The following is a 22226-nucleotide window of genomic DNA, read 5'->3' as shown; positions in this document are numbered from 1 at the left end:
ACATATATTTTTGTCTTTAATAATTATAAAAAACTGTTTAATTTTCTAAAGATTTTTTGTCTTTACCTGCTTCCCAAATTTTATAATGTATTTCATATCCTTTAGGAGCATATATTACGATAGGAAGTTTACTGTTATATCTAATCATAATTGATTGGGCTGATATATATTTATTTTTATTCTCTTGTTTGGGACAAGCCATTTGGGTAGACATAGTATTCCCATCAGAAGAAAAGTCATAATATGTATACCCCCAACCTTCTAAATTTTTTTCTTCTATTTTTCCTATCAAACTATGAATATTACAATCTACATTCATAACCTTGCCTGGAATTAATTCTATTTGATACAAATTTTCATTTGTTTTTTTATCTAAAAAAATGACATATCTTACCATTCCCTCTTTAGCTTTTGGGAAATGTTCTAATTCTTTTTTGGGATCATCTTCATTGGTAACTTCTGATTTTTTACTTACAAAAGACATTATTAAACCTAATGCCAATAACATAATTAAAATTTTTTTTGCTGTTTTCATTTTCTATTTTTTTATTATTAATTATTTTTAAACAAAAGTAAAATAAATACGACTATCTACTTTTAAACCAGCAGGTTAAAAAAATTTAGACTTAATAATTTGCATAGCATCATAAACCCCTTGTCCATATTTATATTTAGAAATGTATTTTGCTGAAGATTTTACATTATCTGTAGCATTATTTACAGCACTTCCCCAAAAAGAATTTTTAATCATTTCTTCATCATTATTAGAATCACCAAATGAATAAATACGAACTTCTCCGGTATATAAACTTTGAATAGCTTTAAATTTATTAATTTTTGAAGAAAAAATTTCAATAAAGGTATCTGAAGAGGTTACTACGGTTATATCATTAGATATATTCCTTATTTTTTCTATTGTTTCTTGAATATTTTCATTTAAAACAATTAAAATTTTTAATATTCCATCGTTTTCATATTCTGCAAATGAATATGGCTCAAAATTAACCCCATAAATTTCTTTTTTACATTCTGGAGTTGAAATATTATCTGCATACCAACCTTTTTTTGTGTATATCCAAAAATTAGGATAATTAGATTTTTGTGAAATTAATATTTTCGCAATTTCTGTAGGAATGGGGACCATTTTTTCCTTATTCCCTGAAATTATATGGGCTCCATTTAAAGCTACAATATGGTCTATAGATAAATTGGAATTATATAGACTGGTAATTCCTCTATAGGGACGTGCTGAAGCCAATACTACCTCTCCTAATTTCTTAGCCTCTTTTATAGACATTTCTGCATATTGGTCTATTTTAGGACTACTAAATTTCATTAAAGTTCCATCTATATCGAAAGCAAAAATATTTTTCATCATTTCTTTTTATATAATTTGATAATGTTTTAAAGCTTGAATTACCCCATCCTGATCTACACTAGAGGTAATATATTTTGCATGAGATTTTACTTCATCAGAAGCATTTCCCATAGCAACACTATATTGTGCCAGTTCTAACATAGATATATCATTTTCTCCATCACCTATTGTCATTATTTCATCTGGAGAAATACTATAATATTCTAACATTTTTTGTATACCTAATTTTTTATTTCCACCTTTTGGGTTTATATCCATAAATAAAGGATGCCAACGGGTCACTTCACAACTAGGAAGTTGCTTTTTTACCTCATCTTCTTTCTCAACATTCACAAAACTTACAATCTGGAATATTTCTTTGTCTGAAAAAGAACTCAAGTCTTCTATTTGTATATTGGTTACATTTATATCCTCCAGTACTTTTTCTACATATATGTTCTTTTTGTTAAGGTACACATTGTTTTCTTCAAAAAACATATATGCTTCTCCACTTTTTTGAGCTATGGAAATTACAGATTGAACAGAGAGTTTATCTATAGGGTTTTTATATATAACCTTTTCCTGATTAAAACAATATTGTCCGTTCATAGTTACATGACCCTCAAATTTAAAACCGTTAAAACGATCTGTTTCCAATTTATGTCGTCCAGTTGCAATAAATAATTTCACCCCATTCTGTTTAGCTGAATACAAAGCTTTTAAGGTCTGTGAGTTTATTGTATGAGCTTTAAAACTAATTAATGTTCCATCTATATCAAAGAATATTGCTTTTATCATATATTAAATCTATTAAACAAAGATAATCCTTATTATTTTTTTCTTCTTGAAAATTACATTAAATAATGAAATGAATCTCCATATTATTTTATTGAAATTATTATTGCTTTTTAAGGTCTAGAATAACCTTGTTAGGACGCATAGGAATCACTATTTTCAAAACAGAATAGATTTTTTCCAAATCCAATAAAAAACAGCTTTAGTTTTTAGTTTTATTAATTATACCTTATAGTTATTTAATGGATAATTAAAATATTTTTTTTATTATTTTTTTGAGTTTCTCAATATTAGGGATTTCTTGGATTGGGATATGCATATTATAAAGATTTACGACTCTTTATAAATAAGGTTTAATAATTGAACATTTTTATATGGAAGCTTATCTTTGTTAGATGGAATTATTCATTTCAAACTTTTATTTTTTAATAACTCCCTATAACAAAAAAACTGAAAAATTGATAAAAGCAAAAGAGAGTAAAAAATAACTCTCTTTTGGTATTTACAGTTATAATATTTTATTTAAGCAGAGTTTCGACTTGCATTTATTATTCCATATAAAGTACGCACAAGCATTTTTTCATAAATTAGCCTTTCTTCATCCTTATCCACTTCATGTATTTTCTGCAAAGAAAATTGTTGTATAATTAATAAGGGTAACATAATTTTTTCCCTACATAATACAGAAAGCCGGTTTATTTCTTCTTTTTCCATCAAAACCTTCTGTTGGGCAACTTCTAATAATAATTTACAAGTCAATAAATATTCATCATTTAAAATATTCCAAAAATCTGAATATTTATCATTTTCTTTCATATATGAAGTTAAAGTAAAGTTACATTTAATCATCGACATCATACTATTTTGAACTAAGGTTTTAAAATACAAAGACCTTTTATAAAGCTCTTGTAAATCGGGCATTTTACCCTCTTCTTTTAGTTTTAAAACAGCAGTGCCAAAACCAAAATACCCAGGAACATTTTGTTTAGACTGGCTCCATGAACCTACAAAAGGAATTGCACGTAAATCTTTAAAACTCAACCCTGAAGTTTTACCTCTTTTTGAAGGTCGACTTCCAATATTAGCTTTTCCGTAATATTCTACCGTACTTCTTTCTTCTAAATAAGAAATAAATTGAGGGTGATTTTTTAGTTCCAAATATTTTTTATAACTTATTGCTGAAAGCCTATTTAAAATATTTCTGTCTTCAGAAGTGAGATTCAACTTTACATCTACAAAAACTTTATTTGAAATTCCAGCGGTAATTAATTGTTCAAAATTATGTTTAGCTTGATCTACAGAACCATAGGAAGACGTTATAGTTTGACCCTGAATAGTTAATTGAATTTGATTAGAAGCAATGGTGGGGCTTTGTGATGCATAAAATTGTCTGGTTTTTCCACCTCCTCTTGCCGGAGGTCCTCCTCTTCCATCAAAAAATAATACTTCAATATTATTATTTTTAGATACTTGAGTTAACCTTTCTTTAGCTTTAAATATCCCCCAGTTAGCTTTTACATATCCTCCATCTTTGGTTCCATCTGAAAATCCAAGCATAATTGTCTGCTGTTTTCTCCTTCTTTCTAAATGGTTTCTATATAATGGTAAATTATACAATTGCTCCATAACATTTTCAGCATTGTCTAAACCCTCTACAGTTTCAAACAAAGGAATTATATCCACATTTATTTCCTGAGGTTTATATCCACAAAAATCAAATAATGCCAATACTTCCAACACACTAAATATAGTAGTAGAATTACTAATAATATATCTGTGAATTGAACGCTCACCGTTTTCTTTTTGAATTTTTTTTAATTGCTTAATATTCCGAATTGTATCTTTTATAATGTCTTCTTCAAAATCTTCTTCTTTAATAATTATGTTAGATTGAAACAATATGTAAAACTTCTCTTCATTATCCATTTTATCATAAGAATTGTCTGACAAATTATATCGCTTAACAATTTTATTTAAAATAAGATTATGAATACTGCTATCTTGCCTGATATCTAAGGATGCAAAATGTAATTTAAAGGTTTTAACCTGACGTGTAAATCTATCTAATTCATTTGAGAATAATCCATCATGTTTTTCAATTAAAACCTTTTTTATTTCTTCCACTTTTTGTAAAATATCTTCCGTAGTTAAATCATTCCTTAAACTAAAAGTATTTTCATATATAAGACCAGACAAATTTTCCAACTTTTCATAAACTCCTCTAAAAGTAAGTTTTCTTAAAATACCTCTTAAATCCTCATAATAACATTTCAATATATTAATCTTTAATTCTTCAGTTACCTGTTTAGTAATTTCAGCTGTTACAAAAGGATTTCCATCTCTATCTCCACCCGGCCAAAAACCTAATTCCATAACAGGAATAAAATCTTCACCAGGCTTATAATGTTCTAAAAATAATTTTTCGTGCAATTGACCTATAGCTTTATAATAAACATAACGTAAATAATACATAATGCTTTTAGCTTCTTCTAAGGGAGTAGGCTTCGTTTTGTTAATAAACGGAGTTTTACCTAATTGTTGAAGTAAATCATTAATTTGAGAAATATTATTTTTTTGTATAGCCTGAGTTAAATCTGCAATAATTCTTAAAACCGGGTTCGGATAAAATTGAGTAGGGTGGGCAGTAAAAACTACTCGTACTTTAAAAGTTTTTAATTCTTCATAAACAGCATCTAGTTTTTTTTGTTGCTGAGCCACCTGATACATATTCTCTAATGTCCCTTTTTGGTGTTGCAATCCAACTATCCGGTCAAAAGAAGCATCTTCTACAGAATCAAATAAAACTACCTCTCTTTCTATGAACTGAATTATTTTAAATAATAAATCTATTTTTTCCTGTTCTCCTTTAATATGAGCAAACTTATTCAAAAATGTGTTTATTATATCACTAGGGTTTTTAGACTTTTTTAACTCTTTAATACTTAAATCACATAACATAGGAGTTAAAGCTCCCAATTTCCCCATATCATCATAGGGCAAATTAGAAAATAAACTATTGTAAACAATATATTTATTTTCTACTTCCTGCCTAAAAGTATTTTCAGCAATATTATTATTCATATTTTTATATTGATATAACAAAATTATAAAATTTAGTTTACAAATTTTTGTTTTTTTAGCTCTTTAATATGAACTTTCGTTCTAATAAAATCTGTAACTTTGCTTGGTTTTTATTAAATAATATTACGAAGTGATTGAAAAAAAAGTTTCTATAGAGTCCGAAGCTAATTTAAGTTTTCAGGAATTTAAAAAAGAAGTCTTACACGACTACCGTCTATGTCTAATTAGCCGTGAATGTAGCTTGTTAGGGAGAAAAGAAGTTCTTTCCGGAAAAGCAAAATTTGGAATTTTAGGAGATGGAAAAGAGTTGCCACAAATTGCTATGTCTAAAGTTTTTAAAAATGGTGACTTTCGTTCTGGATACTATCGAGATCAAACTTTTGCTTTAGCTATAGGTGAAATTACTATCGAAAATTATTTTGCCCAATTATATGCAGACACAAATCAAAATAGGGAACCAGAATCTGGAGGAAGAATGATGAATTGTCATTATGCTACACATTATGTGAACGAAGATGGTAGCTGGAAAAACCTTACCGAACAGAAAAATATAGCTGCCGATCTTTCTCCTACAGCTGCTCAAATTCCACGATTATTAGGATTAGCTTATGCTTCCAAAGTATATAAAAATGTAAAAGATTTAGAAAATAAAATTCATTTTTCCAATCAGGGAAAAGAAATTGCCTTTGGAACTATCGGAGATGCAAGCACGGCTGAAGGACACTTTTGGGAAGCTTTAAATGCAGCTTGTGCATTACAGATTCCTATGATCTTATCTATCTGGGATGATGGTTATGGAATTTCTGTAACTTCATCCAGTCAAAGAGCAAAAGAAGATTTTACAGAACTTTTACAAGGGTTTCAACGTAAATCTAATGAAGAAAGTAAGGGCTGTGAAATAATAAAAGTTCGAGGATGGAATTATGCTGAACTTATAGATGCTTATACAAAAGCAGAACAATTTGCAAGAGAGAATCACATTCCTGTAATTGTTCATGTAACTGAGCTAACACAACCTCAGGGGCACTCTACTTCGGGATCACATGAAAGATACAAATCTGCTGAACGCTTACAATGGGAAAAAGAATATGATTGTAATATAAAATTTAGAAATTGGATTAAAGAATTTATTGTTTACGATAAAGAAAATAATCATGAATTATATCTTGCTTCAGAAGAAGAATTGATATCCCTGGAACAAGAAGTTAAACAATTGGTTAAAGAACATCAAAAAAAGGCATGGAATAAATTCCGTACTGATATTAATTTTTTAAAAAATAAAGCTTTATCCTTAGTTGAAATTTTAAGTAAAAAGAGTCCTAAAAAATTATTTATAAATAAAGAAAAAGAAGCTTTCCAAAATATTGAAAACCCTTATAAAAAAGATATATTTCACTTCATAAGAAAAGTGTTACGTATTGTCAGAGAGGAAAATTCTCCTGATAAAACTAATCTTATAAATTGGTTAGATGAAAGCTTAATAAAAGAAGAAGATAATTATAATTCCAAATTATACCCTGAAACACCGTTTTCAGCATTAAATGTCCCATCTATTCCCCCTACTTATGATGAAAATCCAGCAGAAGTAGATGGAAGAATTGTGATCCGTAACAATTTTGATAAAATATTTGAAAAATATCCGGAGGTCATAGCTTTTGGAGAAGATGTAGGAAAAATAGGTGATGTTAATCAAGGAATGGAAGGGTTACAAGAAAAATATGGTACAAATCGAATTGCAGATACAGGCATTCGTGAAGCTACAATAATAGGTCAAGGAATCGGTATGGCTATGAGAGGTTTACGTCCCATTGCTGAAATCCAATATCTTGATTATATTCTTTATGGACTACAAACCTTAAGTGATGACTTAGCAAGTTTAAGTTACCGTACTAAAGGAAAACAAAAAGCCCCTCTTATTGTGCGTACTCGCGGACACAGATTGGAAGGAATCTGGCATTCCGGATCCCCTATGGGAGGTTTAATTCATTTTTTACGTGGCATCTTTATATTAGTTCCTCGTAATTTTGTCAAAGCTGCCGGCTTTTACAATACTATGTTACAAGCGGATGAGCCTTCGTTAATTATTGAATGCTTAAATGGATACCGTTTAAAAGAATTCCTTCCCAATAATTTAGGAGAATTTACTACTCCTGTAGGAGAAGTAGAAATTACCCGAGAAGGAAAAGATATTACGGTACTTACCTATGGCGCAACATGGAAAATTGTTACTAAAGCAGCTCAAGAATTACAAACTTTAGGTATTGACATTGAAATTATCGACGCCCAATCTCTGGTTCCTTTTGATAATAAACATCAAGTAGTGGAAAGCCTAAAAAAAACCAACCGCTTAGTTATTATTGATGAAGATGTTCCAGGTGGAGCAAACTCATATTTAATGCAAAAAGTTTTGGAAGAGCAAAAAGGTTATCAATATTTAGATTCCGCTCCAAAAACAATAACAGCCCAAGAACATCGCCCTGCTTACAGTTCAGATGGAGATTATTTTTCCAAACCTTCCTTAGATGATATAGTAGAAGGAATATATGAAATTATGCATGAGGCAAATCCTTTAGAATATCCAAAAATCAGATAATTTTTAAGATGTATCTGAAAGATCTAAAGTTATTCAATTTCAAAAACTTTGCAGAAAAGCAATTTTCTTTTTCTGCTAATATTAACTGTTTTGTAGGTAACAATGGAGTGGGTAAAACTAATATTTTAGATGCTATTCATTATCTATCACTTACTAAAAGTTATCTAAATTATTCAGACCAGAATAATATTCGATTTGGAGAAAAATTTTTCTCTCTGGAAGGTGATTTTGCAGATGACTCAACTGAAGATATTATAAAACTTTTAGTTCAACCAGGACAAAAAAAAATAATTAAAAGAAATAACAAAGCTTACGAAAAACTATCTGAACATATTGGAAAATATCCCTCCGTTATGATTTCTCCTTACGACCAGAATCTGATTACAGAAGGAAGTGAATATAGGAGAAAATTTATGGATGGAATGATAAGCCAAATTAATCCAGAATATTTACATCTACTAATTCGATATCAAAAAGCCTTAGCTCAAAGAAATGCTTTATTAAAATTATTTTCCACTACTCATACTTTTGATGCAATAAGCTTAGAAATATATGATTCTGAACTTATTGAAAATGGTACTAAAATTCATCGGCTACGAAAAGACTTTATCTCGAATTATTTACCAAATTTCTCTAAATTTTATTCGGTTCTTTCTCTCGGAAAAGAGACTGTCTCCATACAGTATATTTCTGATCTGAATAAGAATAGTTTAGATAATATTTTAAAGGAAAACATTGATAAAGATCGAGTCTGTACCTATACTACTCAAGGAATTCATAAAGATGATCTTATCTTTAATTTATTTGATTATCCTATTAAAAAATTCGGTTCTCAGGGACAGCAAAAATCTTTTTTAATTTCTTTAAAATTAGCTCAACTTCAACTCATTAAAGATAAATCCGGAAAAAATCCGCTTTTGCTTATGGATGACATTTTTGACAAACTGGATGAACATCGTGTGGCGCAGTTAGTAAAGCTGGTTCATAAAGAGAAGTTTGGACAAATTTTCCTTTCAGACACCCATAAAGAAAGAACTGAAAAAATAGTTGACCAAATTAGTTCTGATTATAAAATTTTTAGTTTATAAATTTATTTACTGATTTTAATCTATAATTTCTTCCTTTTAATTAAAATCTTTTTATGTAATTAAAAATTAATTTTTCTCTCTGAAAATTTCTTTAATAGTATGAGAAAAATCATCTGTTATATTTTAATTCATTAATTATTCAATTTTATTGTAATTTTGAGAAGTGAGGATTTCTATATGAGCTTAAGAAGAAAGGAACAAACCAGTAATTCAGCAATTAAAAGCCTTATTAAGGCTTTAGGTTTAGAGGAAAAATTACTAATTCTGGAAATAGAAAAAATTTGGAAAAACATGATGGGAGATGTTATATGTAAGCACACTCTAAAAATGTTTATTGATAAAAAAGTCTTGTTTATCCAATTAAATTCAGCAAGTTTACGAAATGAACTTAATTATAATCAAGCTGCAATTTTATCCGAAATTATAAAAGAAACTCACACTAAATATATTAATAAAATAAAATTCATATAATTTATATTTTATTTTTAAATATCATAATTATAAATAACAATAAACCCTCCAAGCTTTTGTAACATTTTATCAATTATTTTTACACATATATTAATATACACAATCAAAAAAACAATTATAATGAAAAAAAGATTTTTATTTATAGTCTTTTTTATTACTTTAGGCATATGTAATGCCCAAGACTATTCCAATTACCAGCCTTCAGCTACTATGATTAATGATTTGGTACATACAAAATTAAAAGTAAGTTTTGATATACCTAACGAAAAAATGGCAGGAGAAGCTTGGATTACACTTGAACCTCATTTTTACCCTACAGATTCTTTATCACTAGATGCTAAAGGCATGGAAATTTTAAAAGTTACTCTAGAAAATGGTAAAGATCTAAAATACACATACCAAAATTCTAAAATAAAAATTTCTCTAGATAAGTTATATAAGAAAAATGAACTTTATACAGTATATATAAAATATATTGCAATTCCTTCATCTGTATCACAAAAAGGCAGTGGTGCCATTAATGATGCAAAAGGGCTTTATTTTATTAACCCAAGAGGAGAAGAAGAAGACAAACCTACTCAAATATGGACACAAGGTGAAACAGAATCTAGTAGTTGCTGGTTTCCTACCATTGATAAAACCAATCAAAAAACTTCCGAAGAAATTTATATGACAGTTCCTGATAAGTATGTCACCTTATCCAATGGATTATTAAAGAGCCAAACAAAAAATTCTGACGGAACCCGTACCGACTATTGGAAATTTGATAAGAAACATGCACCCTATTTATTTTTTATGGGAGTTGGAGATTTTGCCATTGTAAAAGATAAGTGGAAGAATATACCTGTTGAATATTATGTTGAAAAGGAATATGAGCCCTACGCAAAACAAATTTTTGGCGATACTCCTGATATGATTGATTTTTTTTCTAATTTATTAAATTATCCTTATCCTTGGGAAAAATACAGTCAAATGGTAGGCAGAGATTATGTGAGTGGTGCCATGGAAAATACAACAGCTACCTTACACATGGAAAAAGCTCAACAAAAACCAGGACAATTAATTGATGGAAATCTATGGGAGACAACGATAGCCCATGAACTTTTTCATCATTGGTTTGGTGACCTCGCTACGAGTGAAAGCTGGTCTAATTTAACAGTTAATGAATCTTTTGCCAATTATTCCGAATATTTATGGCTTGAACATAAATATGGAAAAGATAAAGCAGAAGAACATAAACAAGAAGAAAAAGATGGATATATGTATGGGAAAGTTGATTTTGATAAAGACTTAGTTAGATTTCATTACAAAGATCGCGAAGACATGTTTGATGCAGTTACTTATAATAAAGGAGGTCTTATTTTACATATGCTAAGAAAATATTTGGGAGATGACGCTTTTTTTGCCGGATTAAATAAATATTTAAAAAATAATGAATATAAAGCTACGGAAGCGCATCATTTACGTCTCGCTTTGGAAGAAGTTAGCGGAAAAGATCTAAATTGGTTTTTCAATCAATGGTATTATGGCAATGGGCACCCAAAACTAAAAGCTACTTATAGTTTAGATGAGTCTAAAAAATTAATAAAAATAGAAATTCTTCAAACTCAAGAGCCTAAATTTCAATTTCCTCTGGATATAGATGTATATGAAAATGGAAAATCCACTAAACATCAGGTTTGGGCTAAAGCTATTGAAAATAATTCTTTTGAAATTCCTTATAAGTCTATACCTCAATTAGTAAATATCAATCCTGACGATATTTTATTATGTGAAATTATTGAAGATAAAACTACAGAACAATATATATTCCAATATAAAAACACCCCTGAATATCACTCTAAAATAGAAGCAATTAACAAATTAGCAGATGTTCAAATTTCAAACAAAAAAGCCTTAGAAACTTTATTAGAAGCTATTACAACCGATAAATATGAAGGTATTAGAAAATTAGCCATATCTAAATTAGATGAAACTAATCCTACGGTTAAACAAAAATCCGCTTCAATTTTAGAAAAGGTTTTAAATACTGAAACTCAAACTCCGGTACAAGCCGAAGCTATTAAACAATTAGCTAATATTGATGCTGCTAAATATTCTAAAACATTTATAAAATTTTCTTCTAGTAAATCTTATTCTGTAAAATCGGCTTGTATTGAAGCTTTATTACAAACTAATAAAGAAGCTGCTCTAGAAATTATTAATAATATCGATGATAAAGATCCGGGAGATATTTTAATGAATGCTATGGCAAAAGCAGTTATAATAGCTCAAGATTATTCAAAAATAAATTTAATTTCTAAAAGGCTTGTCCCTTTGTTATTTACTGCTCAATCTCAAGAAGAAGCTAATACATACTTTTCTGCATTTAAAGATATTATGAGCGGAGATTATCTTATGGCTACTAAAAATTTAGTTAACAGCATTGTAAAAATTTACTTACAGGTTAAAGGATATAACTCCGGAGAAATATTGTTAGAAATGATGCAGAATGGTTTACAATTAAAACAACAAGCGTCTAATTCTAATCCTACAAATGAAGCTTTACAAAAACAGGTGAAAATTATTACTGAAGGATTGAATAAAATGAAATAACATAATTTCTTATTTTATAACATAGACTTCTTAAAAATTTAGGAAGTCTTTTAGTTTATTTTTTTCTTGATAAAATATTTAAAAGTCTAAAAAAAAATTATTTAATTTTAACTATTGAAAAATTATATAGAAGAAAAAATGAGAATTATTGTGGCAATGGATGAAAATAATGCGATTGGAAAAGATAATCAGCTTTTATGGAATTTACCGGATGACTTAAAAAGATTTAAAAAGTTGACTTTGAATCATCCTGTGATTATGGGAAGAAATACCTTTGAATCTTTAACAAAACCTTTACCAAATCGTCTTAACATTATAATTTCTAATAACTTGAATTATATTGTGCCTGAGGGTGTTGTCCTTACCCATTCTTTACAAGAAGCTATTGAAATTGCCAAAAAAGTTGATGCAGACCCTTTCATAATCGGAGGAGGTACTATTTATAAACAGGCATTAGATTTTATAGATGCTATTGAAGTAACTCGTGTACATACAAAAGTTAATGAAGCCGATACCTTTTTCCCATATTTAAATTTATCTAAATGGAATAAAACTTATGAAAAATTCCATCCTAAAGATGAAAAACATATTTATGATTTTACATTTTTAACCTTTCAAAAATATAAATAGTTTTATTATTTAAGCACGTTTTACATGATTTTATATAACTTAAATATAACTGTATTTTATTTTTTTAATAAAAAAGGGAAATATTTTAAATGCAAATGTAATTTTAGTTGCATTAATGCCTTAATGGCTTATGTCCAAATATATTATAAGAAGCACCAAATAAAATACCAATCCAAAATATAATTCCTGCTATTATCGTCCAAACACAAATAATTCGTGTAATAATAGAAGCTCTACGAGCCTTTAAAATGTTCCCGCTTGCCCAATATTGATTTACGCGTAATGAATAAAATAAAGCAAAAATTCCTACCGGAGCAAAACAAACTACTGTACATAAAATAGCAAATGCTAAATAATTATCTGGATGTTCATCTGCTAGTAATTTTTCATTTTCCTCTCGATCTTTCATATCTCACAACCATTTGAAAAAATAAATAATTTTTATTTGATATCTTTATTTAATCTACTTTGTTTAAAGATAACTTATGTTCAATCTGCCTCATTACTTCTAGAGCAATTCTTAACGCTTCTTTGCCTTGAGTTAAACTCACTTTTATTGGTGTCTGATGTTCAATAGAATCTGCCAATGATTCTAATTCATCTAATATAGCATTATTATTATGAATTTCAGGGTATTGAAATATAATTTGTTTTTTTTCACCTTCGGCATTTTCTATAATCATATCAAAAGGCTGTTCTTTCTCAGGAGCTTTATTCATCTTAATTATTTCAGCTTTTTTAGCTAAAAAATCGATAGAAATATAGGCATCTTTTTGAAAAAATCTGCTTTTTCTCATATTTTTCATAGAAATTCTACTGGTTGTAACATTGGCAACACAACCGTTTTCAAACTCTATTCTGGCATTTGCAATATCCGGAGTTTTACTTACTACAGCTACCCCACTCGCATGAATTTCTTTTACTTTGGATTGTATTACTGACAGAACTATATCTAAATCATGGATCATCAGATCTAAAACAACAGGAACATCCGTTCCCCTTGGATTAAACTCTGCCAATCTATGAATTTCTAAGAACATGGGGTTTATGATATAAGGCTTACAGGCAATAAATGCCGGATTAAATCGCTCTACATGTCCAACTTGACCTTTTACTTTAAATTCTTTTGATAATTTAATTATTTCTTCCGCTTCAGCTAAGGTATTAGTTATAGGTTTTTCTATAAAAAAATGTTTCCCTGAAATAATTGCTTTCTTTGCATATTCAAAATGAGCAAAAGTGGGAGTTACAATATCCAAAATTTCAATTGAAGCAAGCAATTCCTCAAAATTATCAAAAAATTTATATCCAAACTCTGCTTCAAGTCTTCTTCCATTTTCTACATCTATATCATGAAAACCTACCAGTTCATATTTAGAGGATTGATCTAATAACTTTAAATGTATTTTCCCTAAATGTCCTGCTCCAACTAACCCTGCTTTTAACATACTATTTTCTTACAAAGTTAAAATATAATTTACTAAAATGTGAATGACTTATTTTTATTGTTGCGAAAAATACTGATAATCCTTAATAACCGTATCTACATAATCTACATCAGACATTTCCGATTTATATTCATTTATCACAGATTCTATTTTATTCCTAAGTTTTTTAATTAATTCATAGTCTCTATTTTTTTTTGCAAAATCTAAAGAAGTTCTAATAATTTGAACATCTTTATCTGACAATTGTAAAACTTGTGAAAATATGGGCTGATAATTTTCTTCTAAATTATAGAGTATTGTTTGATCAAAATTTATTTGTTGCCTAGTAGTTATTACTACCGTATGGGCAACTAAATCTGCAACTCTTTGTCTTTTTTTTGTAGATGCCATAGTTATTAATCCTACACTAGAATAAAATATAGAATCCACCACATTTAACAACCAACGAATAAAATATGTTCCAAAGGTTGCTTCCGCTCCATCAGCTTTAACAATCTTTATTTTTAGAATTTTCTTACCAAAAGTTTGTCCCTGCATAAAATAAGGAGCCCATAAAGAATAAAAAACTACCGGTAAAATCATTATAACATAAAGAACCATATTTAACATTTCATGTTCAAAATTGAAATCATTACTTGTTAAAACATAAATAATTATAAAAAAAATCACTAAATATATAAGGATAAATATCCAATCTAAGAATCTTGCTGCTATTCTGTTACCGATAGTTGCAAGATTAAAATCAATGGTAACATTCTGAGATGTATTAATATGAACCCCCTCCATATTCTCATGTTTTTTTGTAATATTGCACAAAAGTAATATTTTTTAATGAGAGAGGCAGCCTTCATAAAAAAAAATAAAGAACGCTGGATCAGTTTTGAAAAGGCCTTAACAAAAAGTAATGTTCTTATCCCGGATAAATTAGCCGATTTATATCTTCAATTGGTAAATGATTTAAGTTATGCACAAACTTATTATCCTAAAAGCAAAACCACCCTCTATTTAAATGATCTTGCTCGTAAAGCTCATCTTTCTATTTATAAAAATAAAAAAGAAAGTTCTAATCGTATTATTACTTTTTGGAAATATGAAATTCCTTTTCTTATTGGAAACTACCAGAAAGACTTATTATTTTCTTTTATTATATTTTTTATTTCCTTCGGAATAGGTCTATTTTCTGTTTATCAAAACATGGATTTTGCAAGGGTTATTCTGGGAGACGGATATGTGGATATGACTTTAAATAATATTGAGAAAGGAGACCCTATGGGGGTATACCACAATATGTCGGCATCTGTTATGTTTCTGGATATTACAACCAATAATATTAAAGTGGGCTTTACTGCTTTTGTAGGAGGAATTTTCACTCCTATCATCCCTATATTCATGTTATTTTATAATGGTGAAATGATAGGTTCCTTTGATGGATTCTTAATTCAACAAGGGGTTGGTGCCAGAGCAAATTCTATTATATGGATACATGGTGTTTTTGAAATATTTGTAATTATTGTTTGTGGAGCTGCCGGAATTATCTTGGGAAAGAGTGTTTTATTCCCTAAAACCTTTACTCGATTACAATCCGTTCAAAAAGGGTTTAGAGATGGTATGAAAATATGTTTTAGTACAGTTCCGTTCTTTATTTGTGCCGGTTTTTTAGAAAGTTTTGTAACCCGCCATTCTTTAATGCCTATTCCTATAGCTATAGGAATTATAATTATCTCTTTATGTATTATTGTTTTTTATTATATTATCTACCCAAAAAATTTACATAAAAAATTTAATTCCTATGAACAAATCTCAAAAAATTGAACTATTGAAAGTTCGGGATATCAGCAGCTTACTTTCTGATACTTTTTCGTTTACTAAAGCTAACTTTAAATCTCTTTTTACGGGGCTATTTTATATATGTGCTCCGATTTTACTGGTATACGGTATTTGTAGTGTTTTATTTTTTAATAGTTATTTTAACCTTATACTTACAAATATAACCCAAGAGATAAATGAAAACTCTTATGTTTCAAATGATTATTCTGATATGTTTTTATCAATAATTCCTAATGTATTATTCTTTTCATTATCAGCTTTTTTAGCAATGAGCTTAGTATATACTGTTAGTTTATGTTATATAAAATTATATAAAAATAATGAAGAAATTTCTACTCCTATTTTGTGGATACAAACTAAAAAATATTTTGGAAAAGTTATTGGTTCACAATTTATTTTGTTATTAGCTACTATTATTGCCTATGCTGTATGCTTTTTTCCGATGATTATGGGTCCTATTGGAGCCATATTTACTGTTTTGTTTTTTATTATTTTTATATTCGGACTGTTTTATTTATATATAAAGCTGATATTTGCCCAAGCATTTATTATATTAGAAGATAAAGGAATTTTTGAATCTTTTAAGTTAAGCTATAAATTTACTCAAGGTATTTTTTGGAATATTTTTTTATTTATATTTCTTATGGGGCTCATAACTTCTCTATTTACTTACATATTTCAATTACCAGGGACTATACTTATTTACTTTAATATATTTATGGGTTTTGCAAACCAAAATTCATCTGGTAATTCATTTATTAGTTTATTAGGCAGTGCTTTAACCGGCTTAGGAGCAGCGATTGGTTATGTAGCTTATTCTATATACTATATAGGACTTTCTATCTTTTATTATAGTACTATAGAAAACAGAACAGGAATAGCTACAAATACACAAATAGAAAATATTGGTAAAACTGAAGATTATGATAATTCATCAGATTTGAAAAGATAAATGAAAAGAATAAAATATATTGCACTTTTGTTTTTTGTTACAATTTTCAAATTGTCAGCAAAAGTAAACGTAATTTATGATTCTTCTCATTTACAGCCTAAAAATCTACCTAATAAACCATCCGAGGTATATACTGAAAAAGATTTTATATATGAAGCTCCTATTCAAGAACCTAATTTATTTTCACGTTTATTATCTTTTATATACAAAAAGATTATCGATTTTTTAAATCAATTTTTCAACTTTAATTTACGAGCCGAAACTCTTTCAGGCAGAAAAATAATATGGATAATCTCATTTATTCTTTTAGGGGTATTAATTATTTTAGGAATATTATTTTTTTATAAAAAATTTAAAACTGTTATAGGAAGAAATGATAAAAATAAAATCTCTGTTGAAGAGGTAGAAAAAAATATAAATTCGGTTGATTTCGATCTACTAATTGCTAATGCAGTAAACGAACAAAATTATCGATTAGCTATTCGTTTTTATTATTTAAAAATTCTTAAAACCCTTTCTGTACTAAAACTAATTAACTATGAATATCAAAAAACTAATTATGAATATTTTTATGAGATTAATAATCCGGATTTGAAAAATCTTTTTAAAGATGTTTCTTTTGTTTTTGATTATTGTTGGTATGGAGATCATATAGCAAAAGAATCGGATTTTAGTATAGCTGAAATCAAGTTTAAGGAAATTCAACAATTAATTTCAAAATTATAAAAAAACCAAATTGTCTAGAACATTAAAAATATATACAGGAATTTTTATTGTAGTTATAGGTTTTTTAATGTACCTTGAATACACAAAACCTAAACCTATAATTTGGACACCTACTTACTCGTCTAAAGATAAAATTCCTTTCGGGACTTATATAGCTTATAATGAATTGGCTCAATTATTCCCTGAAAAAAACAAGAAACGAATAGAACAAAGTATTTCTTCATACCTTAGTTTTAACAATAGAACAGGGTCTGATGTTTTTTTTATTATTAATCAAAACTCCACACTCTCTGAAACCGATACAGAATACCTTTTAGATTTTGTAGAACAGGGAAATGATGCCTTCATAGTTTCTAATTTTATTCCCACTCCAATCCTGGATTCATTACATTTAAAAACAGAATCTTCTTATTATATACTTAATAAGGATTTTTCTAATGTGGAACTAAGTCTTGTAAATCCTTCGTTTTCCAATCCACGTTATAAGTTTGAAAAAGTTGATCAATATGCTTATTTTTCAGAAATAGACAGTGTGAACTCCGTAATTTTAGGACAATACCATATGGGTACTGAAACTAAAACAAATTTTATTAAACAAAAATACGGAGAAGGATATTTTTATATTCAATTATTCCCCGAGGCATATTCTAATTATTTTATGCTTAAAGATAAAAACTATATGTATGTTGTAAATTCTTTAAACTATATAAATAAAAATACTATTCTTTGGGAAGAAAATAATAAATCAATACATACCCCTCCTGATGGAATTCTTATGTATATTTTTAATAATCCCCCGTTACATTGGGCATGGGTAATACTATTATGTAGTTTTGTTTTATATAGCCTTTTTTTTGGAAAAAGAACGCAAAGGATTATTCCTATTATAAAACCTTTAAAAAATACAACAGTAGAATTTACACAAACTATAGGCAATTTATATTATAATAACAAAGAACATAAGGATATTATCAATAAAAAAATTAAATACTTTTTATACTACGTTAAAGAACATTATTTTATGAATATTGAAAAAATCAATACAGAGTTTTCTGACTTACTTCATCTGAAATCTGGAGTACCTAAAGAAATAACCGATAAAATTGTATCTTTAATTCAAAAAAATCAAAATTCAGATATATCCACTGAAGAAGATTTAAAACTTATTAATAGAACCATAGACTTATTTTATAAAAATATTAATTGATGGATAACGAAAACTTACAATATGAAAGTCGAGTTGACTTGTCTGCTTTAAAAATTGCAGCTGATAAAATTCGCGAAGAAATTAAAAAAATTATTGTCGGGCAGGAGGTTTCTATAGACCTTATCCTTACAGCTATATTATCAGATGGACATGTGTTAATAGAAGGTGTTCCCGGAGTTGCTAAAACCATTATGGCAAAACTTATAGCTAAAACCATATCTGCTCCATACAGCAGAATACAGTTCACCCCAGATCTTATGCCTTCAGATGTTATTGGAACATCTATATTTAATGAAAAACTTACTGATTTTGAATTTAAAAAAGGACCAGTTTTCTCTAATATTGTTTTAATTGATGAAATAAATCGTGCCCCTGCTAAAACGCAAGCTGCTTTGTTTGAAGTTATGGCAGAAAGACAAATTACGATAGATGGTGTTTCACATGTTTTTCAGCGCCCTTTTACAATTCTTGCTACTCAAAACCCGGTAGAACAGGAAGGTACTTACCGTTTACCGGAAGCTCAATTAGACCGTTTTTTATTTAAAATTGAAATTGACTATCCTAAATTGGAAGAAGAAATTGAAATTATAAAAAAACACAATCATTTAAAATCTCAAAAAGAAGAAGAAATTGTTAATCCTGTAATTTCTGAAGAAGAGATAGTACGTTATCAAGATCTTGTCCAGCTTATTCATGTTGAAGATACTTTAATTGAGTATATAGCAAAAATTGTTACTTCTACCCGTAATAATGCAAATCTATATTTAGGCGCTTCTCCAAGGGCTTCCATAGCCATACTGAAAGCTTCAAAAGCTTATGCAGCATTACAGGGAAAAGACTTTATTACTCCTGACGATATTAAATATATAGCTCCTTATATTTTAAAACATAGAGTAATTTTGACCCCTGAAAGGGAAATGGAAGGACTTACAACATCTGTGTTAATGAAACGAATCATTGAAGGAATTGAAATACCTAGATAATTGTGCTGAATTTCATTAAATCTTTATTCCTTTCACAGCGGTTATTCTTAATTATATTAGGATTTATAATTGCTTTTGTATTTTCGTATCTTTTTCCTCCATTATTCATATTGTTAAAATTCCTTTTTTTATTGTTCCTTCTTGCTATTATTGCCGATATTATGCTTTTATATCTAGTAAATGAAGGAGTTAATGCCCAAAGAATTTTACCTGAAAAATTCAGTAATGGTGACGAAAATCCTGTATCGATAACTTTCAAAAACTTATATAAATTCCCTGTTCATTTAAATGTAATTGATGAAATACCTTTTCAGTTTCAGAAACGTGATTTTTTATTTAAAGTAAATTTAAAACCGGCTGAAACTAAAGATTACCTATATACCCTTCGTCCTACAAAACGTGGAGTTTATCAATATGGAAAACTAAATGTATATGTTAATAGCATTTTAGGTTTAGTCAAAAGACGCTATATTTTTTCCGATAAAAAAAATATTGTGGTTTACCCCTCCTTTTTACAACTTCACAAATATGATCTTCATGCTTTTACTAATCAATTACATGAATATGGTTTAAAAAAAATACGTAAAATTGGAAATACCATGGAATTTGAGCAAATCAGGGATTATATTATAGGGGATGATATAAGAAATCTTAATTGGAAAGCTACAGCAAAGAGAAATACTTTAATGGTAAACCAATTTCAAGATGAAAAATCTCAAACTGTTTATTCCATAATTGATAAAGGTCGGATTATGATGATGCCTTTTAATGAATTGTCTTTACTAGATTATGCCATTAATTCAAGCTTGGTTATCTCTAACGTAGTCTTACAAAAAAATGATAAGGCAGGAATGTTTACTTTCTCGGAAAAAGTTGAAAACCGTATTGTGGCTGATAGAAAAAAATCTCAAATGAACAAGATCCTAGAAACCTTATATAATATAAGAACAGATTATGCTGAAAGTGATTTCGAAAGATTATATATTGATATTAAAAGAAAAATTTACCATAGAAGCTTACTTTTACTTTATACAAATTTTGAAAACTTAGATTCTTTACATAGACAATTACCCTATTTAAGAGCTATTGCAAAAAATCATTTGCTTATAGTAATTTTCTTTAAAAATGTAGAATTAAAAAAACTAATTGAAAAAGAAGCTCTAAATACCAGACAAATTTATCAAAAAGTAATAGCAGAAAAATTTGAATTTGATAAGAATCTAATTGTTCATGAACTAAAAAAACATGGTATTCAATCTATTTTAACTGAGCCTCAAAATTTAACCATTAATACAATTAATAAATATTTAGAACTAAAATCCAGAGGAAGCATATAATATTAGTAGTAATCGTATAATAATACACATAAAAACAACAAAACTATTTTTTTATTTAAAATAAATTATTGTAAAAAAATTTCATATTAGTGTTTTTTTTGTATATTTGAAAAATATCATCATTTTAATGATAAAAAACTAAATTTTATAACTTAAAAAAAGTTCATTATGAAAAATTTAAACAAAAAAGAAAAAGAAGCTCAATTAGTAAAAAAATTCCAAGTTGAAGAATTAGAAAAACGTTACGAAATGGGCTGGTACACTGTTAATGTAGATTGGGGTAGCGGAAGCGTACACGTTGATGGAGATAAAGGAGACGTTAGTTGGGGTAATGGAAAAGGTAGCGCTAGCTGGGGCGTGAATAAATAATTATTTATCTTAATTAACAAATAAAGAAAAAAGAGACCAAGATTTCTTTTTTCTTTATTTTATCTTCTTATACATGCTCTTATTCTACATAATTTAGTTATCATAATATAACTTTAAGTGTTTTTTTCAATAACTCTTGAATGAATCAAAATTCAAAATCTCTGAGCTTTACAAATATTACCTTCATAGATTCTAAGTTATTTGAATAACTATATAAAATTTTTATTCTTTTTATCTAAATCACTTTTTTAAAAGTCTTTCTGTAGTAATAAATTTGAATTAATTACTATTCCTCAGGTAATTTACAGCATATTCGCAAGAGAACTTTATCCTAAACAAATAAAAATAAAAGAAAAAATAATATTTTTTTTATTAAAAAATAAAAAAAACACTTCATTATAATTAGATATAATAAAATAAGAGCATATATATAATTTATTACAAAAAAAATGCAATATATTAATATATATTATTATTTTTACAGTGTTCTAACTATTAGCTAATTTATAGAATTCAAAAATTTAATGATTAAAAAAAATATCTTATAAAAAACAAATCGCAAAAGCTACAAGTACAAGTAAAAACAAATGAAAAATTAGTATTAGAAAAATTCAAAGTTGAAGAATTGGAAAAAAGATATGAAATGGATTGGATTGAACCCGAAGTACATATGGAGCTTCAGAATGCTGAGCCAATAATAATATTGCATAAATAATTTTGTAAATTTTATTACAATTATAGTTTAAATACTTATTTGTTAAATATAA

At 27.8% G+C, this 22226-nt stretch carries 19 protein-coding genes; 12 read left to right on the top strand and 7 right to left on the bottom strand.

From position 1 onward, the window contains the following. Positions 1-37: 37 nt before the first annotated feature. The 4 genes from eco to C4S77_RS11250 all read right to left on the bottom strand — a co-directional run bounded on the left by eco (position 38) and on the right by C4S77_RS11250 (position 5233). Positions 38-535, bottom strand: coding sequence for a serine protease inhibitor ecotin (gene eco, locus C4S77_RS11265; RefSeq protein WP_105247631.1), 498 nt, complete (start codon positions 533-535; stop codon positions 38-40). A gap of 75 nt (positions 536-610) precedes the next feature. Beyond that, positions 611-1378, bottom strand: a complete 768-nt coding sequence (locus tag C4S77_RS11260; protein WP_105247630.1) for an HAD-IIB family hydrolase — start codon at positions 1376-1378, stop codon at positions 611-613. A 6-nt stretch (positions 1379-1384) separates the two neighbouring features. Continuing rightward, the gene (locus tag C4S77_RS11255) at positions 1385-2155 is read right to left on the bottom strand and encodes a Cof-type HAD-IIB family hydrolase (protein ID WP_105247629.1); all 771 of its coding nucleotides are present in this window, start codon (positions 2153-2155) and stop codon (positions 1385-1387) included. Between the two features lie 519 nt (positions 2156-2674). Then, positions 2675-5233 (bottom strand): phosphoenolpyruvate carboxylase, encoded by a 2559-nt coding sequence (locus C4S77_RS11250; RefSeq protein WP_105247628.1) that lies wholly within the window; start codon positions 5231-5233, stop codon positions 2675-2677. Positions 5234-5366: 133 nt separating this feature from the next. On the opposite strand from C4S77_RS11250, the gene C4S77_RS11245 reads away from it, so the two are divergent. From C4S77_RS11245 to C4S77_RS11225, 5 genes are all read left to right on the top strand, one after another. After that, positions 5367-7826 (top strand): alpha-ketoacid dehydrogenase subunit alpha/beta, encoded by a 2460-nt coding sequence (locus C4S77_RS11245; protein ID WP_105247813.1) that lies wholly within the window; start codon positions 5367-5369, stop codon positions 7824-7826. An 8-nt stretch (positions 7827-7834) separates the two neighbouring features. Further along, positions 7835-8914, top strand: coding sequence for a DNA replication/repair protein RecF (recF, locus tag C4S77_RS11240; protein WP_105247627.1), 1080 nt, complete (start codon positions 7835-7837; stop codon positions 8912-8914). A 177-nt stretch (positions 8915-9091) separates the two neighbouring features. Beyond that, a complete protein-coding gene (locus C4S77_RS11235) occupies positions 9092-9385 on the top strand; it encodes a DciA family protein (RefSeq protein WP_105247626.1) in 294 nt (97 codons plus the stop codon). 120 nt (positions 9386-9505) lie between these two features. Further along, a complete protein-coding gene (locus C4S77_RS11230) occupies positions 9506-11980 on the top strand; it encodes a M1 family metallopeptidase (RefSeq protein WP_105247625.1) in 2475 nt (824 codons plus the stop codon). A gap of 138 nt (positions 11981-12118) precedes the next feature. Next, on the top strand, positions 12119-12610 hold the full coding sequence (locus tag C4S77_RS11225; RefSeq protein WP_105247812.1) for a dihydrofolate reductase: 492 nt from the start codon (positions 12119-12121) through the stop codon (positions 12608-12610). 112 nt (positions 12611-12722) lie between these two features. Here the strand turns inward: C4S77_RS11225 and C4S77_RS11220 are convergent, their stop codons facing one another. Genes C4S77_RS11220 through C4S77_RS11210 form a run of 3 tightly spaced genes read right to left on the bottom strand, consistent with a single transcriptional unit; the run spans position 12723 to position 14844 of the window. Continuing rightward, positions 12723-13019 (bottom strand): CD225/dispanin family protein, encoded by a 297-nt coding sequence (locus C4S77_RS11220; RefSeq protein ID WP_105191650.1) that lies wholly within the window; start codon positions 13017-13019, stop codon positions 12723-12725. A gap of 49 nt (positions 13020-13068) precedes the next feature. Continuing rightward, positions 13069-14058, bottom strand: a complete 990-nt coding sequence (locus C4S77_RS11215) for a Gfo/Idh/MocA family oxidoreductase (RefSeq protein ID WP_105247624.1) — start codon at positions 14056-14058, stop codon at positions 13069-13071. A gap of 54 nt (positions 14059-14112) precedes the next feature. Continuing rightward, positions 14113-14844 (bottom strand): RDD family protein, encoded by a 732-nt coding sequence (locus C4S77_RS11210; protein WP_105247623.1) that lies wholly within the window; start codon positions 14842-14844, stop codon positions 14113-14115. A gap of 45 nt (positions 14845-14889) precedes the next feature. On the opposite strand from C4S77_RS11210, the gene C4S77_RS11205 reads away from it, so the two are divergent. The 7 genes from C4S77_RS11205 to C4S77_RS11175 all read left to right on the top strand — a co-directional run bounded on the left by C4S77_RS11205 (position 14890) and on the right by C4S77_RS11175 (position 21459). Next, positions 14890-15870, top strand: coding sequence for a stage II sporulation protein M (locus tag C4S77_RS11205; protein WP_105247622.1), 981 nt, complete (start codon positions 14890-14892; stop codon positions 15868-15870). Beyond that, the gene (locus C4S77_RS11200; RefSeq protein WP_146106112.1) at positions 15848-16837 is read left to right on the top strand and encodes a glycerophosphoryl diester phosphodiesterase membrane domain-containing protein; all 990 of its coding nucleotides are present in this window, start codon (positions 15848-15850) and stop codon (positions 16835-16837) included. The genes C4S77_RS11205 and C4S77_RS11200 overlap by 23 nt, the downstream gene beginning before the upstream one ends. Beyond that, complete coding sequence (locus C4S77_RS11195; RefSeq protein ID WP_105247620.1) at positions 16838-17563, top strand: hypothetical protein; 726 nt, start codon at positions 16838-16840, stop codon at positions 17561-17563. Positions 17564-17573: 10 nt separating this feature from the next. Beyond that, positions 17574-18770 (top strand): DUF4350 domain-containing protein, encoded by a 1197-nt coding sequence (locus C4S77_RS11190; protein WP_146106111.1) that lies wholly within the window; start codon positions 17574-17576, stop codon positions 18768-18770. Further along, positions 18770-19753, top strand: a complete 984-nt coding sequence (locus tag C4S77_RS11185; RefSeq protein ID WP_105247618.1) for an AAA family ATPase — start codon at positions 18770-18772, stop codon at positions 19751-19753. Before C4S77_RS11190 ends, C4S77_RS11185 begins: the two co-directional genes overlap by 1 nt. Positions 19754-19755: 2 nt before the next feature. Further along, a complete protein-coding gene (locus C4S77_RS11180; protein WP_395856436.1) occupies positions 19756-21090 on the top strand; it encodes a DUF58 domain-containing protein in 1335 nt (444 codons plus the stop codon). A gap of 168 nt (positions 21091-21258) precedes the next feature. Next, positions 21259-21459, top strand: coding sequence for a hypothetical protein (locus tag C4S77_RS11175; protein ID WP_105247617.1), 201 nt, complete (start codon positions 21259-21261; stop codon positions 21457-21459). Positions 21460-22226 lie beyond the last annotated feature (767 nt).

Source organism: Apibacter adventoris, assembly GCF_002964975.1.
Lineage (GTDB): Bacteria > Bacteroidota > Bacteroidia > Flavobacteriales > Weeksellaceae > Apibacter > Apibacter adventoris.
This window is presented reverse-complemented; position numbering and strand designations above follow the sequence as displayed.

Bases quoted from the DNA above. Each gene is read 5' to 3' on its own strand.
- C4S77_RS11220 (WP_105191650.1), bottom strand. From the start codon at position 13,019: ATGAAAGATCGAGAGGAAAATGAAAAATTACTAGCAGATGAACATCCA.
- C4S77_RS11215 (WP_105247624.1), bottom strand. From the start codon at position 14,058: ATGTTAAAAGCAGGGTTAGTTGGAGCAGGACATTTAGGGAAAATACAT.
- C4S77_RS11235 (WP_105247626.1), top strand. From the start codon at position 9,092: ATGAGCTTAAGAAGAAAGGAACAAACCAGTAATTCAGCAATTAAAAGC.
- C4S77_RS11255 (WP_105247629.1), bottom strand. From the start codon at position 2,155: ATGATAAAAGCAATATTCTTTGATATAGATGGAACATTAATTAGTTTT.
- recF (WP_105247627.1), top strand. From the start codon at position 7,835: ATGTATCTGAAAGATCTAAAGTTATTCAATTTCAAAAACTTTGCAGAA.
- C4S77_RS11260 (WP_105247630.1), bottom strand. From the start codon at position 1,378: ATGATGAAAAATATTTTTGCTTTCGATATAGATGGAACTTTAATGAAA.
- eco (WP_105247631.1), bottom strand. From the start codon at position 535: ATGAAAACAGCAAAAAAAATTTTAATTATGTTATTGGCATTAGGTTTA.
- C4S77_RS11250 (WP_105247628.1), bottom strand. From the start codon at position 5,233: ATGAATAATAATATTGCTGAAAATACTTTTAGGCAGGAAGTAGAAAAT.
- C4S77_RS11225 (WP_105247812.1), top strand. From the start codon at position 12,119: ATGAGAATTATTGTGGCAATGGATGAAAATAATGCGATTGGAAAAGAT.
- C4S77_RS11205 (WP_105247622.1), top strand. From the start codon at position 14,890: ATGAGAGAGGCAGCCTTCATAAAAAAAAATAAAGAACGCTGGATCAGT.
- C4S77_RS11175 (WP_105247617.1), top strand. From the start codon at position 21,259: ATGAAAAATTTAAACAAAAAAGAAAAAGAAGCTCAATTAGTAAAAAAA.
- C4S77_RS11210 (WP_105247623.1), bottom strand. From the start codon at position 14,844: ATGGAGGGGGTTCATATTAATACATCTCAGAATGTTACCATTGATTTT.
- C4S77_RS11200 (WP_146106112.1), top strand. From the start codon at position 15,848: ATGAACAAATCTCAAAAAATTGAACTATTGAAAGTTCGGGATATCAGC.
- C4S77_RS11195 (WP_105247620.1), top strand. From the start codon at position 16,838: ATGAAAAGAATAAAATATATTGCACTTTTGTTTTTTGTTACAATTTTC.
- C4S77_RS11230 (WP_105247625.1), top strand. From the start codon at position 9,506: ATGAAAAAAAGATTTTTATTTATAGTCTTTTTTATTACTTTAGGCATA.
- C4S77_RS11185 (WP_105247618.1), top strand. From the start codon at position 18,770: ATGGATAACGAAAACTTACAATATGAAAGTCGAGTTGACTTGTCTGCT.